Origin of the sequence: Flavobacterium endophyticum (assembly GCF_003634455.1) — a bacterium.
Lineage (GTDB): Bacteria > Bacteroidota > Bacteroidia > Flavobacteriales > Flavobacteriaceae > Flavobacterium > Flavobacterium endophyticum.
Genome location: NZ_RBLC01000001.1, coordinates 689,476 through 704,916 on the forward strand (window position 1 = coordinate 689,476; position 15,441 = coordinate 704,916).

The following is a 15,441-nucleotide window of genomic DNA, read 5'->3' on the forward strand; positions in this document are numbered from 1 at the left end:
ATTAGACTGAAATATTTCCTTCAAAGACAAAGGTAGCTGGGCCTTTCAAGAAAACATCAACGTATTTCCCTTCAGTTGGAGTAAAAGAAACTTCGAGTTTTCCGCCTTCTACATTCAGGTTGACTTTATTAGATTCCGTCTTTCCCAAAGCTTTCATGGCTATGGCTACAGCTGTAGCGCCAGTTCCGCAAGAAAGCGTCTCATCTTCAACACCTCTTTCATAGGTTCTTAGTGAAAAAGTGTCAGCTGATTTTTGACTTACAAAATTAACGTTGCTTCCTGCCTTGCCATATAATTCGCCATATCGGATTGCCGCGCCTTTTTCTTTTACTTTGAAATGCTCAAGATCTTCTACCAATTGCACATGATGCGGCGAACCTGTATCTAAAAATACGTAATCATCTTCGATTCTGACTTCATCAACATCTTTCATCTGCAAGGAAACAATTCCATCATCAGAAATAGTAGCATGATGCAGTCCGTCTGTGGCTATAAAAGTTGCTTTATTTTCGATAATCCCTAAGCTTTTTGCAAAAGCAACCAAGCATCGTCCTCCGTTACCGCACATGGAACTTTGATTACCATCAGAATTGTAATAGACCATTTTGAAGTCTGTCGAATTGTCATTTTCTAAAAGAATCAATCCGTCAGCGCCTATTCCGAAACGTCTGTCGCAGAGGCTTTCTACCAGTTTGGTATTATTTTTGGAAAATACATCTTGACGATTATCAATCATTATAAAGTCGTTCCCGGTTCCTTGATATTTATAGAAATTGATTTGCATTTCGAAATTTTATTTTATTCAACCCTGTCAGAGTTAAGAACTCTGACAGGGTTGAATTAATTACAACAAAAGTACGAATATTAATGAAAAGTTAATCATTGTTAATCGTGAGTTAAACTCAAAATCACGATACAATTTTCAATCTATATTTACGATTAAATAACTTAATTATTAACATACTATGAAAAGATTTTCCGGTTTATTCTTAGTGTCCCTATTAAGTGGCGCGACCACTTTGGGCGCTTACAAGCTGTTTATCGAAAATGACGGCTTATTATCTAACAACAAAAAATCAATCGTAACCTCGGCCCCCGCCAATTATACCAAAAATGTCGGACTGGGTGCTGAAGCAGTTGATTTCACTGCCGCCGCAGACAATGCGGTCCATACGGTAGTGCATGTCAAGAATCTTTCTTACAGGACTGTGACCAATCCGATGCTTGAATATTTTTACGGTTATAAAGGAGGCCAGCAGCAAGCGCAAGTCGGGACTGGATCTGGAGTCATTATTTCTGAGGATGGCTACATTGTGACCAATAATCACGTAATCCAAGATGCTTCAGAACTTGAAGTAACCCTAAACAATAGCGACACCTACAAAGCAAAGCTGATTGGAACTGATTCTAAAATGGACATCGCCTTACTCAAAATTGATACAGGCAAAAAAATGCCTTATGCTGTTTTTGGAGATTCTGACAACGTAAAAGTTGGAGAATGGGTGCTTGCTGTAGGAAATCCTTATAATCTGACTTCAACAGTTACGGCTGGAATCGTTTCTGCTAAAGCTAGAAATCTGGACCAAAGAGGAATTCAATCTTTTATCCAAACTGACGCGGCTGTAAACCCAGGAAATAGCGGAGGTGCTTTGGTAAATACAAGAGGAGAGCTTATCGGAATCAATACCATGATTTCTTCGATGACAGGTTCCTATGTAGGGTATTCTTTTGCCGTTCCGTCAAACATTACTCGAAAAATTATCGAGGACATTATGGAATATGGAAATGTCCAAAGGGGAATTTTAGGTGTTCAAGGAGGCGAATTGAACAGTGCCGCTTCTAAAGAATTAGGAGTTTCTGAAACCAAGGGTTTTTATGTAAATGATGTTACCGAAGATTCGGGAGCCCAAAAAGCGGGTCTTAAAAAAGGTGATATCATCATTAAACTTGACAACCAGAATATTGCTACGTATGCAGAGCTTTCAGCATTTGTAAATACAAAAAGGCCGGATGATATTGTCAAAGTTACGTATTTGAGAAATGGAAAAGCTTTTGAAGTTCCTGTAAAACTTTCTAAAAACGAGTTTTTCAGCTATGATTACAACGGATTACAGTTAGAAAATATCAGCTCTGATGACAAGAAAAGGATGAACTTGTCGTATGGAGTCAAAATCAAGGATGTTGCTAGCGAATATTACAGAGGCTTAGAAGGAAGTATTATCCTAAAAATTGATGATATAAAAATTGAGGATGTTAAAAAAGCATCGAGCGTGTTGTCCAGAAAACAGCAAAATGAGCCGACAAAAATCGAAATGCTGAACAGAAATGGGCAAATCGAGCGCTATATTTTCAGATAAAAAAACAAAAATTTCTTTTGCAAAAAGCCAGTTGACAAAGCTGGCTTTTTTTATGCAAAATTTTTAGCAAAATACTTTACGAAAACGTTTGAAATCTATACTTTTGCGCCATCGAAATATATTACAACACAACTAAACTACATTTTTTACATTATGACAAAGAACGCGTTATACGAAAAAGAGCTTTCTTTTCAGGCAGACCGAAGAAGAGCTGGCGTAGAATTCATCAAAATCATCAGCGATTTATGGTATGATAAATCTATCGAATTGGTTCTTTTCAAAAACCAGCTGATCAACACAAACGTGAGCGATATTATCAATCTTCACGAATATGCTGGAGAATTTGTCGGGAAGCCGATTAATGTTTTTGATTCTGTCGAAATTGCTCGTGCTATCTTATCACTAGACTTGCCGCCTGCAAAATTGGACATCGGAAAGCTGACGTATGAATATCACTTGGAAGACAACAAGTACAACGACGCAAAGGCTTTTGTAATCGACAAATTAAGAAATGCAAAAGATTTCAAAAACAACAAGCCGAAAGATGTCGTATTGTATGGTTTTGGACGTATCGGAAGATTATTGGCTCGCGAGCTGATGTCTAAAACCGGAAAAGGAACACAGTTACGATTGAGAGCTATCGTAGTTCGTGAAAAAAATGATGCTACAAGCTTAGAAAAAAGAGCCTCTCTTTTGAGATACGATTCTATCCATGGAGATTTCCAAGGTTCTGTTGCTGCCGATCCAGAGAACAATGCTTTGATTATCAATGGAACAACCGTTCATATCATCACAGCAGGAAGCCCTGAAGAAATTGATTACACGACTTACGGAATTTCTGATGCTTTAGTAATTGACAACACAGGTGCTTTCACGACTCAGGAAGCTTTGGCAAGACACTTGAAATCTCAAGGCGTGGACAAAGTTTTGCTAACTGCTCCAGGAAAAGGCGTTCCAAATATCGTACATGGCGTGAACCACACAGAATACAATCCGGATGAAGTTAATATCTTCTCTGCGGCATCTTGTACTACCAATGCCATTACTCCTATTCTAAAAGCTGTAGAAGATACTTTGGGCGTGGTAAAAGGACATTTAGAAACGATTCATGCCTATACTAACGACCAAAACTTGGTCGATAACATGCACAAGAAATACCGTCGTGGAAGAGCTGCTGCTTTGAATATGGTTATTACAGAAACAGGTGCTGGAAGTGCCGTTGCAAAAGCATTGCCAAGCCTTGCTGGAAAACTAACTTCAAATGCTATCCGTGTTCCTGTTCCAAACGGATCATTGGTCGTGCTAAATCTTGAAGTAAGCAAAGAAACTTCTGTTTCAGAAATCAACGAAATCATGAAACGTTATGCTCTTGAAGGCGAATTGGTGGAACAAATCAAATATTCGCTTAACAACGAGCTTGTTTCTTCAGACATTGTAGGAACTTCTGCTCCATCGATTTATGACAGCAATGCAACGATTGTTTCTGGCGACGGAAAAAATATTGTACTATACATTTGGTATGACAACGAATATGGTTACAGCCACCAGGTAATTCGCCTTGCGAAATACATTTCTAAAGTAAGAAGGTATTCTTACTACTAGTGGTTTTTTGAATTTTAATTTTGGTAAAAATCCGTCGTAGCAATATGGCGGATTTTTTTATCTTCAAAACATTCTCAAAATGAAACTTTAAAAACATTTATGTTCTCATTTTGAGATTTTATAGATTTATTTCGTAACTTTGATTTGCCACCAAATCTAAAATTTATGAAATCACTAGTGCTCAGCCTTATGATCCTACTTCCTATTCTTGGCTTTTCCCAAATAGGAATCGGCACGACAACTCCAACAGCAACTTTGGATGTAAATGGAGATTTTAGGATACGCACCACTACCAGCAATACCCGTGAAACTGCCGCGAAAGATTCTATAATGGTGGTAGATGCCTTGGGAAATGTGCAACGAATTTCTGCTAAGAAAGTCATCGAAAGCCATCTTAAGACTTTTATCAAAGGAGGATTTGTTTCTGGAAGTCCGGCCACAATTAGCTTGAGCATTCTAGCCAATTCCTACACCACTATACCTTTCAATACTATAGAATTTGACACCAATAGCGAATACAACACAACAACCAATACTTTTACCGCAAAACAGCCCGGAATCTATTCTGTCTATGTTGCGATTAAGGCAAATCCAGGCCTTGTTGCAGCAAGTGATTTTGGTGTAGCGGTATTCAAAAACGGCGTTATTAATGCTAAAGAAAGTTATATCAATGTCCAGCTTTTAGGAATTAATATTAATCCGCCCAATCGGTCTATCCAAACTTTGATGCAACTGAATACGGGCGATACTATAAGCTTTAAAGGCTATAGCGGCGGAGTTATTACCGTAGGCATATTAACTAGTGGAGACGAATCTTATTTTACCATTCATCAGGTACGGTAAATTTTCTCTCATAAAAAGGCAATGAGACTTTACCGAAATTAGCTAAATTTGTGAAGCAACCAATTCATCTTCACAACATGCATCCAGAACACAATTACCAACTTACAGTCCGATGGACAGGAAACAACGGAACAGGCACTTCAAGCTATAGGGCTTATGAAAGGAGCCATACAATCCAAATTGACAATAAAGTTGACATCAAAGGTTCGTCAGATCCTGTATTCCATGGAGACAAAACCGTCCATAACCCAGAAGATCTTCTGCTCGCTTCGCTTTCGGCTTGCCACATGATGTCGTATCTTCATGTATGTGTCAAAGCCGGGATAGTCGTAACCGATTACATTGACAATGCTACAGGAAAGATGGCCGTCAGCGATGACGGATCGGGTCATTTTACAGAAGTCATCTTAAACCCTATCGTAACAGTAAGCGATTCTTCCATGCTTGAAAAGGCGAATGAACTGCATAAAACGGCCAATCAATTATGTTTTATCGCCAACTCTGTAAATTTTCCGGTAAAACATATTCCGAAAAGCAAAGTTTAATCACCTTATTTCTATGTCAATTAAAAGAACAAATTCTGAAGACAGCGACTTTCAAAAGCTTGTTATTCTTCTCGACCAAGACCTTAAGATCAAAGACGGCGATGAACATTCCTTCTTCTCACAATACAACAAGCTCGACCATATAAAAAACGTTGTCCTCTATTATCACGAAGGTATTCCCACAGGATGTGGAGCTTTTAAACATTATGCTGATACTACTGTAGAAATCAAAAGGATGTTTGTGCTTCCTGAAACCAGAGGAAAAGGAATCGCTTACAAAGTCTTAGAGGAATTGGAAACGTGGGCAAAAGAACTAGGCTATTCCGCCTATATACTTGAAACTGGACAAAAGATGGTCGAAGCTATCAAGCTGTATGAAAAAGCAGGATACCATCGAATTCCTAACTATGGACAGTATGAAAATATTGAAAGCAGCGTATGTATGGCGAAAAGTCAAGTAAAAACAATATAGATGGCAAAATCAAAAGGTACTAACGAAGAGCAGGTAACAGAATATATCCAACAACTTAATCCGACACTTGCGAAAACAATAACATTTCTAAGACAGACTGTCTTAGCTGTAGATAAAGAAATTGGCGAGCACATCAAATGGAATTCTCCAAGTTTTTATTACTCTGGAGAAATGAAGCCTTTTGACCCAAAGGAATATAAAAGGGACATCTTGGTACTTAACATTCATCGCAAGGGAACCATTTTGCTTGTCTTTCCGACAGGGGCAAAAATCAACGACTCATCCGGATTTCTTGAAGGGAATTATACTGACGGAAGAAAAATTGCTCAAATAAAGGATTTAGAAGATGCAAAAAGCAGGCAAAAAGATTTAGAAAATGTACTAAAGGATTGGCTGAGCCAAGTTGAAAAATAAAAAAACTCCCGATTTCTCGGGAGTTTTTTTATTTATAAAAGAAATATCAATTAAGCATTTCCTGCAGCCGCGATCAAGTTCAATGCAGAACCTGCAACGAACCAGCCGATCTGACCTTCATTATAGGTATGGTTTGCCAAGATAGTTTCTGTTGTTCCATTATCGTGGAAAAGCTCGATTGTAAGAGGCTTTCCTGGAGCAAACTCTTTCAAATCTACAAAATTGAAAGTATCATTTTCTTGGATTTTATCATAATCTGCTTCATTAGCAAAAGTAAGTGCTAACATTCCTTGTTTTTTCAAGTTTGTCTCGTGAATACGCGCGAATGATTTCACCAATACCGCTTTTACGCCAAGGAAACGTGGCTCCATTGCCGCATGCTCTCTAGACGAACCTTCACCATAGTTATGGTCACCCACAACAATTGTCGGAACTCCAGCTGCTTTGTATTCTCTTTGAACCGCAGGAACCGAATCGTATTTTCCGTTCAATTGGTTTTTCACAGAATTTGCTTTTTGGTTGAAAGCATTGATTGCTCCGATAAGCATATTGTTAGAAATATTATCTAAATGTCCACGGAAACGCAACCAAGGTCCAGCCATAGAAATATGGTCAGTTGTACATTTTCCGAAAGCTTTGATAAGCAATTTAGCTCCGATAATGTTTTCACCGTTCCAAGGCTCGAAAGGTGCTAATAGTTGCAATCTTTCAGAAGTCGGGCTCACAACAACCTGAACACCAGAACCATCTTCAGACGGCGCTTGGAAACCAGGATCTTCAGCATCAAATCCTTTTGGAGGCAATTCATTACCGGTCGGCTCATCAAGCATTACTTCTTGTCCATCTTCGTTGATCAATTTATCAGTAAGCGGGTTGAATCCTAAATCACCTGCAATCGCCAAAGCTGTAACTAATTCCGGAGAACCTACGAATGCCAAAGTATTCGGGTTACCATCGGCACGTTTTGAGAAGTTACGGTTGAACGAGTGAACGATTGTATTTCGTTCTTCTTTTTCAGCTCCTTCTCTATCCCACATTCCGATACATGGTCCGCAAGCATTTGCGAAAACGGTAGCACCAATCTTATCAAATGTGTCGATAAATCCGTCTCTTTCGATAGTATAACGAACAACTTCAGAACCTGGAGTGATTGTGAATTGTGCTTTTGTTTTTAAATTTTTGTCAGCTACTTGCTTAGCCAATGAAGCGGCACGAGAAATATCTTCGTATGAAGAGTTTGTACAAGAACCGATCAAACCTACTTGGATTTGCAATGGCCAGTTATTTTTTTCAGCTTCTTCTCTCATTTTAGAAATTGGCGTAGCCAAATCCGGCGTGAAAGGACCGTTCAAATGCGGCTCTAATTCAGAAAGATTGATTTCGATAACTTGGTCAAAATATTGTTCAGGATTTGCATAAACTTCAGCATCTCCAGTCAAGTAAGGAGCAACTGCATCAGCAGCTTCCGCTACATCAGCTCTTCCTGTAGATTTTAAGTAACGACGCATTGAATCGTCATAACCGAAAGTAGAAGTAGTAGCACCAATTTCTGCCCCCATGTTACAGATAGTACCTTTTCCAGTACAAGACATTGCTGTTGCACCTTCGCCAAAATATTCTACTATGGCACCCGTTCCACCTTTAACGGTAAGAATTCCTGCTACTTTCAAGATAACATCTTTTGGAGCTGTCCATCCAGACAGTTTTCCTGTCAATTTGATTCCGATTAATTTAGGGAATTTTAATTCCCACGCCATACCCGACATTACGTCAACAGCATCAGCACCACCAACACCGATAGCTAGCATTCCCAATCCACCAGCATTTACTGTATGTGAATCGGTACCAATCATCATTCCTCCAGGGAAAGCATAATTTTCAAGAACTACTTGGTGGATGATTCCTGCACCTGGTTTCCAGAAACCGATTCCGTATTTATCTGAAACTGATGAAAGGAAATCAAAAACTTCATTACTTTGTGTTTTTGCTCTCGCCAAATCGGTTGCAGCATCAACTTTTGCTTGGATCAAGTGATCGCAATGAACTGTAGTAGGCACAGCAACTTTATTTTTTCCGGCGTGCATAAATTGCAATAGCGCCATCTGTGCCGTTGCATCTTGGCACGCTACTCTATCTGGAGCAAAATCAACATAATCTTTTCCTCTTGTAAAAGCTTGGGTTGGGTTTCCTTCCCAAAGATGTGAGTACAAAATCTTTTCTGAAAGCGTTAACGGGCGACCCACCAACTGACGTGCTTTATCAACACGTTCTGCCATTGTCCCGTATGCTTTTTTAATCATTTCAATATCAAAAGCCATAATGTGTAATTAGTCTATTTTGTTTATATTTTAGTTTGTTTCTTTGCACTGCAAATTTACTGAATTCCACTCACATTTGAACTATTTTTAATAAAAGCGGGGTTTCAAAAGATTATTATTCCTAAAATCTAATTTTTAGTGATTATTATTAAATTATAATTAAAATTGAATTAATTTTTTCCGTTTTTGTTAATTTAAAAAGTTTTTTTTGTCAAATTCGAAATTGAAATGGACTGAAATAGGAGCTTTAAAATTAAGAATGTTTCTAAATTACAGGCACTAGGCAGAAAACTGTAAAAAAAGCGCAATTTGGGGCATTATTTTTTTGATTTCTCTCTCAAATCCATAATAGGTTTTTCATAAAAGACATAGAGTCCAAAACTGAAAATTATTGTCAATAGAAGATATATAATTGTAAAAATATGCAATTGAATTTCCGAAAAATCATTAACAGGAAAAAAGTTTTTCATCAGCTGAAGTATTACGCTATAATGCAGTAAATAAATCGAATAGGAAATCAGACTGATAAAAATGATTGGTTTCTTTACTATTGAGTTTTCAGATTTCCATCTTGACAAAAAAGGAAGAAATAGCGCTATACATGCAGAAACTGCCGGAAGATATATTGTATACAAAATCATGTTCTGGCTTTCGTCAGTCACGGCCATTTTTCCAAACCCGAAAAATATAAACAAGAGCCCAATGATTCCAATCAGCAAGAAGACTGCTTTATTTTTCTTCCAGAAATCATAGTATTGACAATATATCCAGCTTGATAGTACACCATAAAGGATAGCATCTAGTCGATAGACAACTACAGCTTTTAATGAAACATTCCAATCGTTTAGGTTTACAACCGCAGTATTTGCATACAAATATATCTTTGCTATTAAAGACAGGATCAGCAACAAACATAAAAGGATTATAAAAAAGAGTGATTTGTTTTTTGGCTTTGCGATATAGGCCGCAGAGAGCAGCAACAATGGCAATAGCATATAAGCCCATTCTTCGACGGATAAGCTCCAAGATTCAGGAAAAAAGGCCGGCATAGGACCTGAGAAATTTTGGAGGAAAAAGAAATATTTCCACAACGACTCAATCTTATAGCCTATGATTCCTGCTATTATTATATTGGCAAGTAGAATAAGAAAATAATTAGGAAGTGTTCTAAACCATCTTCTCTTTAGAAATTTCATTATATGGGAAAACGAAAAATCGTGTTTCAGAAAAGATTGTAACAGTATCTTACCAATAAGAAACCCGCTTAAGACAAAGAAAATTTCTACTCCTAAAAAACCGAATAACTTCAGCAATTGCGCAAAAAAACTATTGCTTTCAGGATAGATCCAAAGGCAATGCGAACTCAAAACCATTAAGATGGCTACGGCTCTCATAAGATCCAAACCGAAAATGCGACGGGAATCGTTTAGTTGTTTTTTCAGCAATTGTATTTGTATTTCTACTCAAATATAAATACAAATTGTGAATTAATCTGATGCTATAGAATTTGTTATTACAAACAAACTTACATTAGCTTTTGGATAATCATTTCTTCTGTAATTCCTTCGGCATCTGCCTTGTAATTCTTGATGATTCTATGACGAAGAATTCCAGTTGCGACTGCTTTCACGTCTTCGATATCTGGAGAAAATTTCCCATTGAATGCGGCATGAGCTTTTGCGGCCAATATTAAGTTTTGCGAAGCTCTTGGCCCTGCACCCCAATCTAGGTAATTTTTGATATATTCATTAGACAGCGGATTGTCTGGACGTGTTTTGCTTACTAAAGTCACGGCATACTCAATCACATTATCTGCTACAGGAATACGGCGTATGAGTTGCTGAAAGTCGATAATTTCTTGTGCAGAAAAAAGCGGGTTTATTTTTTCGGTAAAATCTGTCGTCGTGCTTTTTACTACTTGGACTTCTTCAGAGAATGATGGATAATCTAATTTAATCGCAAACATAAAACGGTCAAGTTGGGCTTCCGGAAGCGGATAAGTTCCTTCCTGCTCGATTGGGTTCTGTGTCGCTAAAACAAAATAGGGTAATGATAATTTATAGTGCTGACCAGCAATGGTAACTGCTCTTTCTTGCATTGCTTCTAAAAGCGCTGCTTGCGTTTTAGGAGGCGTTCTGTTAATTTCGTCCGCTAAGATTATGTTGGAAAAAATCGGTCCCTTTATAAATTTAAACTGTCTGTTTTCATCAAGGATTTCGCTTCCGAGAATATCAGAAGGCATTAAGTCTGGCGTAAACTGTATACGTTTGAAATCTAGTCCTAGTGCTTGAGAAATAGTATTGACCATCAAGGTTTTCGCTAATCCGGGAACCCCTACCAAAAGGGCGTGTCCTCCAGAAAAAATACTTAACAAGATTTGGTCAACAACGACTTCTTGTCCTACAATTATTTTTGAGATTTCTTTCTTTAGCTCTATTCTTTTCTGAACTAGATTCTGTATTGCAGCGACGTCTGACATCCTATGAATTGTGTTAGTTAAAATTTCGGTTTTACTATTGCAGTACGCTAAATTATTTTTTAACCCAGTTGTTTACAAAAGCACAGTCTCTGTATTCACCGTTGATTTTGATATAGGTTTCCTTGATTTTTTCTTCAGTCCAATCACCAATTGCCTTAATCTGTTTTTCTTTTAAAGCCAAGTCTTTTATTTTCAAATAATCCAAGGCATAATCGGCAGTATGTGCATCATAGCGCTTTGTAACTGTAATTAGCTTATAGGTTTTACGACCCAATCTATCTTCATCAACAATAGGCTGTGACACCTGTCCTTCTTGCAGATCAGAAACTTGAACATACAGAGATGGATCCATTTTTGTCAAATCAAAACGCGGATCTAATGTCTGAGGATTTGTAAGAACCCCGCCATTTGCTCTAGTTTCTTTTTCATCAGATGAGCTTCTCGCTGCGTCGGCAAATGTAATGTCTCCATTCACTATTTTATTCCTGATTCCTACGATTTCGTCTTTAGCCTCTTGCATTGCTTCTTCAGAGATTTTCGGGATTAATAAGATGTGTCTCAAATCGACATCCTGACCACGAATTTTTTCGACCATGATGATGTGCCAGCCATATTCTGTTTCAAAAGGTTCAGAAATCTGGCCTTCTTCAAGACTGAACGCTCTTTCTTTAAATTCTTTAACCAAATTATTTTTCCTGTTGACCCTCATGAAACCACCGTTGGATTTCGTCCCTTCATCTTTACTGTACAATACAGCCTTACTAAAAAAGCTACCATTTCCTGAAAGCACATCGGTCCTGAATTCATTGAGCTTGTCAATGACTTTTTGCTTTTCTGCTTTTGTAACTTCAGGGTTTATGACTATTTGAGAAACCTCAATCTCAGCTCCAATTTGCGGCAAGTCTTCTTTTGGAAACTTTTTGAAAAAAGTTCTTACTTCTTCTGGAGTGATTTCTACAGCTTCAATAATCTTATTTCTCATTTCGGAGGTAAGCTTGCCCATTTTTAAGATATCGAAGAAATAGGTTCTAAAATCTTCTTCAGTAGGTCTTTTGTAAATCTTAAGCAATTTTTCCATTGATCCTGCTCGTTCTACGAAAGCATCAATCCTTTCTTCCATCATATTATTGATTTCGGCATCGGTCACAACGATACTGTCTTGGATTGCTTGGTGAGCATATAATTTATCTTCCAGCAATTTGCCAAGAATCTGGCAACGAGTAATATCTTTTGTCGGATTTCCTTGACTTGTAATTTCTATATAGGCAATATCAATATCAGAATCTAAAATCACATAATCACCTACCACGCCAATAACGCCATCGATTTTCTGTTTTTGGCTCACAGGCTTCGGAGCAACAGTTTTTACTGTATCGCTCTGAATAATTTCCTGTGCACTTGCGGCATTGAAAAACGCAGCAACACCAAAAACCAGGCAGGCATTTTTAATTATAGATTTCATACTTCTCATTTTTAATGGCATCATCGGTAATATCTTTTTCAAATTTTTTTATTAATTCTAATTTTCTTTTGTTTAAAATCACTTGCTCCAATGTGGGCTTTATATATTCGTACGGGCTTACTTGATTTTTATCTAAAACATTCGTGACTTTTACAAGATAGACGTCTAGAGAATCTTGCTTTTCAATAGATTTCCCGCTTGAAATATATTGTGCTCTGTTGTCTGGAGTGATAAAAGGCAATTTTCTATAGACCTGATTCATTTCTACCCAAACGGAGTCATTTAATACAAAGCTTTTGAACTGCATCCCATACGTATCCCAAAATTTCTTGTCTGATTTTCTATAATCAAAGAATTTGCTTTTTATGGTCTGGAATTTCGGATGATCTTTCGGCAAATGAATATAACGTAGTTTGACCAAAGTTCCGTCTGTCTTGAAATTCTCTTTATTTTCTTTATAATATTCTTTTAATTCTGCTTCCGAAATTATCGTATCAACTGTTGTTTTTACGATTTCTTCTAGATAGCCTTTTGTATATAAATCGATTTTATACTGCCTGATCAGCTCATTGTATTCTGCTTGTTTTTCAGAACTCAAGTTAATCTCTGCCGCGTTCATCATCAGTTTTTGTGATGCCCAGCGGTCGATAAAACTTCTTACGATAACAATACTGTCTTCCTTGGAAGTTCCAGGCGGCACCAGATCCTTGATTTCATCTTTGAACAAGTAGGAGTCATTTACTCTTGCAATTGCCTGTGGCTTTGCTTCTGGCTTAAAATAGCTGCATGAAACAAAAAGCAATAGCAAAACTATGACTGCGTACCTTATCATTTATGATTTGATCTGCTTTTTCACTTTTTCAAAAGCAGGCTGGTTTACGTTTACCTTAAATTCCTGTTTTAAATCTCCTACCCATTTCTCTTCGAGATACTGCTGATAATCGTTGATTACCTTTCCTCTTGCTTCGTCCAGCGTTTTTGGTCCGGCTTCCAGATGCTTGTTTATTTTCACGATAAAATAGTATTCCCCATCTTTTATGATGTCAGAAACTCCGTCTTTTTTCACCAATCCTTTTGGCAATGCGTCGCTATTTTCTTCGAAAATTCCAGCATTTGACATTACATCTACTTTGCCATTCAGGTTCAATTTTTCTTTTATAAAGTCAGCTGTTTTTCCTTGTTTTAATAATTTCTGTGCTTTTTTGGCAACATCCATTTTTGTAGAAGTCAGCACTACAGCATCTAACCTATTTCCCCAACGGTAATTGTTTATACGAGATTCATAAAAATTCTGCAATCCGATAGTATCTGTTTTTGCTTTTTCCCAAATCTCTTTTTCCATCAGGTCAAAAAGCAACAGACCATCACGATATTCTTCCATTACGGCAGCAAAATCAGGAAACTCGTTCTCTAAATTATTATTATACAATTCATTGACTTTTACATCAACAAATTCTTGGTATTTTTTATCCACCAATTTACCAATTGGTTTAATCGTATTTTCGCCTCGCTGTTGGGTTGCCAAAAACTTAAGAAACTCTTCTCCTGTAATTGCTTTTTTGTCGATTGTAACTAAATCTCCGGCAAAAGGTTTTGTGTTTTCAGGAAGTTTCCACTCTCCCATGTAGAATTTATCAGTTACTGTTTTTGAAAGCGCAGCGTAAAGCTTGTCGTTTCTTTTTACAGCATATTTCTTTTTCAGCTTTTCTGTCAAAGAATTGGTAATCAACCTTGAACGCTCGTCTTTTCTGATCTTGTTATCTAACTCTGCTTGCATTTCCTCCAACGTCTTAACTGGATGCCTTTCAATCAACTTTATGATATGCCAGCCAAAGTTACTTTCTATTGGAGCCGAATAATCATTGGGATTTTTCAAGGCAAACGCAGCGTCTTCAAACTCTTCAGAACTTAGCTGTCCAGAGCCAAAACGGTTTAATAAACCACCTTTAGAAGCAGAAGATTTGTCTTGAGAGAATTGTTTTGCAAGGCTTTCGAAGTTCTCGCCTTGCTGTAATTTAGTATAAATTTCTTGTATTGTGTTTTTTGCTTTTTCAGATTCTTCAGGATTCTGATTCTGCGGCTTCAAGATCATGATGTGTGCAACCGTAAGTTCGCCACGGTTGTCTCTCACGTCTTCCACTTTAATTATATGATATCCGAAACGCGTTCTTGTGATTTTAGAAACTTGTCCTTTTGGAGTTTTATATGCTGCAGACTCAAAAGGATAAACCATTCTGAAAGCAGAAAAATAACCTAGTTCGCCTTTGTTTTCTTTAGCAGATGGATCTTCAGAATATTTAACCGCTAGCTCTCCAAAATCTTCTCCTTTTAAAGCTTTCTCTCTTACCTCAACTGCTTTTTTATAGCCTTTCAAAGTATCTTCTGGAGAAGCATTTTCATCGACCATAAACAAAATATGAGCGGCCTTGATTTCTTTTAAGGATCTTTTGTAGCTTTCTTCAATAAGTTCTTGAGTCACTTTTGAATCGGTCAGATAATTTTTAGAAAGCTGATTTCTGTAAGATTTCAATTCAGCTTGGTAAGCCTGTCCATTTTGAAGACCAAGTTTGTTTGCTTTGTTAATCTTCAGTTTGTAACCAACGAATAAATCGAGATATTGATTCAAATCTTTTTGAGATTCATCTTTTACCAAATCAATATTCTTGTTATAAACCCTTGCAAACTCGTCAGTATAATAAGGCTTATCATCAATTGTAAATAAAACTTCCTTATTGGCATTTTGAGCAAAACTCGTAAAATTCGCAGAAAGCAGTACTCCGAAGAACAATTGTTTTAAATTCATTATGTAAATTCTATAAGTTGGAAAAAAATTAATTTAACGCCTAGATAGCAATCAACAAAAGTAACAATTCAATTGCATTAAACAAGTACGGCCCTTACTATTAACAAAAATTTATTAACAAATTATTAGAGATATTTTCATCAATT

General features: G+C 37.1%; 13 protein-coding genes. 6 read left to right on the forward strand and 7 right to left on the reverse strand.

The features are described 5' to 3' along the window. Nucleotide 1: 1 nt before the first annotated feature. Complete coding sequence (gene dapF / locus CLV94_RS03390; protein WP_121375037.1) at nt 2-784, reverse strand: diaminopimelate epimerase; 783 nt, start codon at nt 782-784, stop codon at nt 2-4. Between the two features lie 181 nt (nt 785-965). On the opposite strand from dapF, the gene CLV94_RS03395 reads away from it, so the two are divergent. The 6 genes from CLV94_RS03395 (at nt 966) to CLV94_RS03420 (ending at nt 6,233) form a co-directional block, all read left to right on the forward strand. Next, nucleotides 966-2,357: a S1C family serine protease gene (locus CLV94_RS03395; protein WP_121375038.1), complete on the forward strand. Its 1,392-nt coding sequence runs from the start codon at nt 966-968 to the stop codon at nt 2,355-2,357. A gap of 153 nt (nt 2,358-2,510) precedes the next feature. Continuing rightward, nucleotides 2,511-3,959: a glyceraldehyde-3-phosphate dehydrogenase gene (locus CLV94_RS03400; RefSeq protein WP_121375039.1), complete on the forward strand. Its 1,449-nt coding sequence runs from the start codon at nt 2,511-2,513 to the stop codon at nt 3,957-3,959. Nucleotides 3,960-4,124: 165 nt separating this feature from the next. Continuing rightward, nucleotides 4,125-4,802 carry a C1q-like domain-containing protein gene (locus tag CLV94_RS03405; protein ID WP_121375040.1) on the forward strand — a complete coding sequence of 226 codons (678 nt, stop codon included), beginning with the start codon at nt 4,125-4,127 and terminating at the stop codon, nt 4,800-4,802. A gap of 77 nt (nt 4,803-4,879) precedes the next feature. Further along, complete coding sequence (locus CLV94_RS03410; RefSeq protein ID WP_121375041.1) at nt 4,880-5,347, forward strand: OsmC family protein; 468 nt, start codon at nt 4,880-4,882, stop codon at nt 5,345-5,347. A 13-nt stretch (nt 5,348-5,360) separates the two neighbouring features. Continuing rightward, nucleotides 5,361-5,819 (forward strand): GNAT family N-acetyltransferase, encoded by a 459-nt coding sequence (locus tag CLV94_RS03415; protein ID WP_121375042.1) that lies wholly within the window; start codon nt 5,361-5,363, stop codon nt 5,817-5,819. Beyond that, entirely contained in the window at nt 5,820-6,233 is a 414-nt protein-coding gene (locus tag CLV94_RS03420; RefSeq protein ID WP_121375043.1) for a DUF1801 domain-containing protein, read from the forward strand. A gap of 50 nt (nt 6,234-6,283) precedes the next feature. Here CLV94_RS03420 and CLV94_RS03425 read toward each other — a convergent pair whose 3' ends face one another. From CLV94_RS03425 to CLV94_RS03450, 6 genes are all read right to left on the reverse strand, one after another. Continuing rightward, nucleotides 6,284-8,551 (reverse strand): aconitate hydratase, encoded by a 2,268-nt coding sequence (locus CLV94_RS03425; protein WP_121375044.1) that lies wholly within the window; start codon nt 8,549-8,551, stop codon nt 6,284-6,286. A 317-nt stretch (nt 8,552-8,868) separates the two neighbouring features. Next, nucleotides 8,869-9,945: an acyltransferase family protein gene (locus CLV94_RS03430; RefSeq protein ID WP_121375045.1), complete on the reverse strand. Its 1,077-nt coding sequence runs from the start codon at nt 9,943-9,945 to the stop codon at nt 8,869-8,871. Between the two features lie 131 nt (nt 9,946-10,076). Beyond that, nucleotides 10,077-11,030 (reverse strand): AAA family ATPase, encoded by a 954-nt coding sequence (locus tag CLV94_RS03435; RefSeq protein WP_121375046.1) that lies wholly within the window; start codon nt 11,028-11,030, stop codon nt 10,077-10,079. A gap of 52 nt (nt 11,031-11,082) precedes the next feature. Beyond that, nucleotides 11,083-12,513, reverse strand: coding sequence for a peptidylprolyl isomerase (locus tag CLV94_RS03440; protein ID WP_121375047.1), 1,431 nt, complete (start codon nt 12,511-12,513; stop codon nt 11,083-11,085). Continuing rightward, nucleotides 12,476-13,324 carry a hypothetical protein gene (locus CLV94_RS03445; RefSeq protein ID WP_121375048.1) on the reverse strand — a complete coding sequence of 283 codons (849 nt, stop codon included), beginning with the start codon at nt 13,322-13,324 and terminating at the stop codon, nt 12,476-12,478. Before CLV94_RS03445 ends, CLV94_RS03440 begins: the two co-directional genes overlap by 38 nt. Next, nucleotides 13,325-15,295 carry a peptidylprolyl isomerase gene (locus CLV94_RS03450; RefSeq protein WP_121375049.1) on the reverse strand — a complete coding sequence of 657 codons (1,971 nt, stop codon included), beginning with the start codon at nt 15,293-15,295 and terminating at the stop codon, nt 13,325-13,327. It lies immediately after the preceding gene. Nucleotides 15,296-15,441 lie beyond the last annotated feature (146 nt).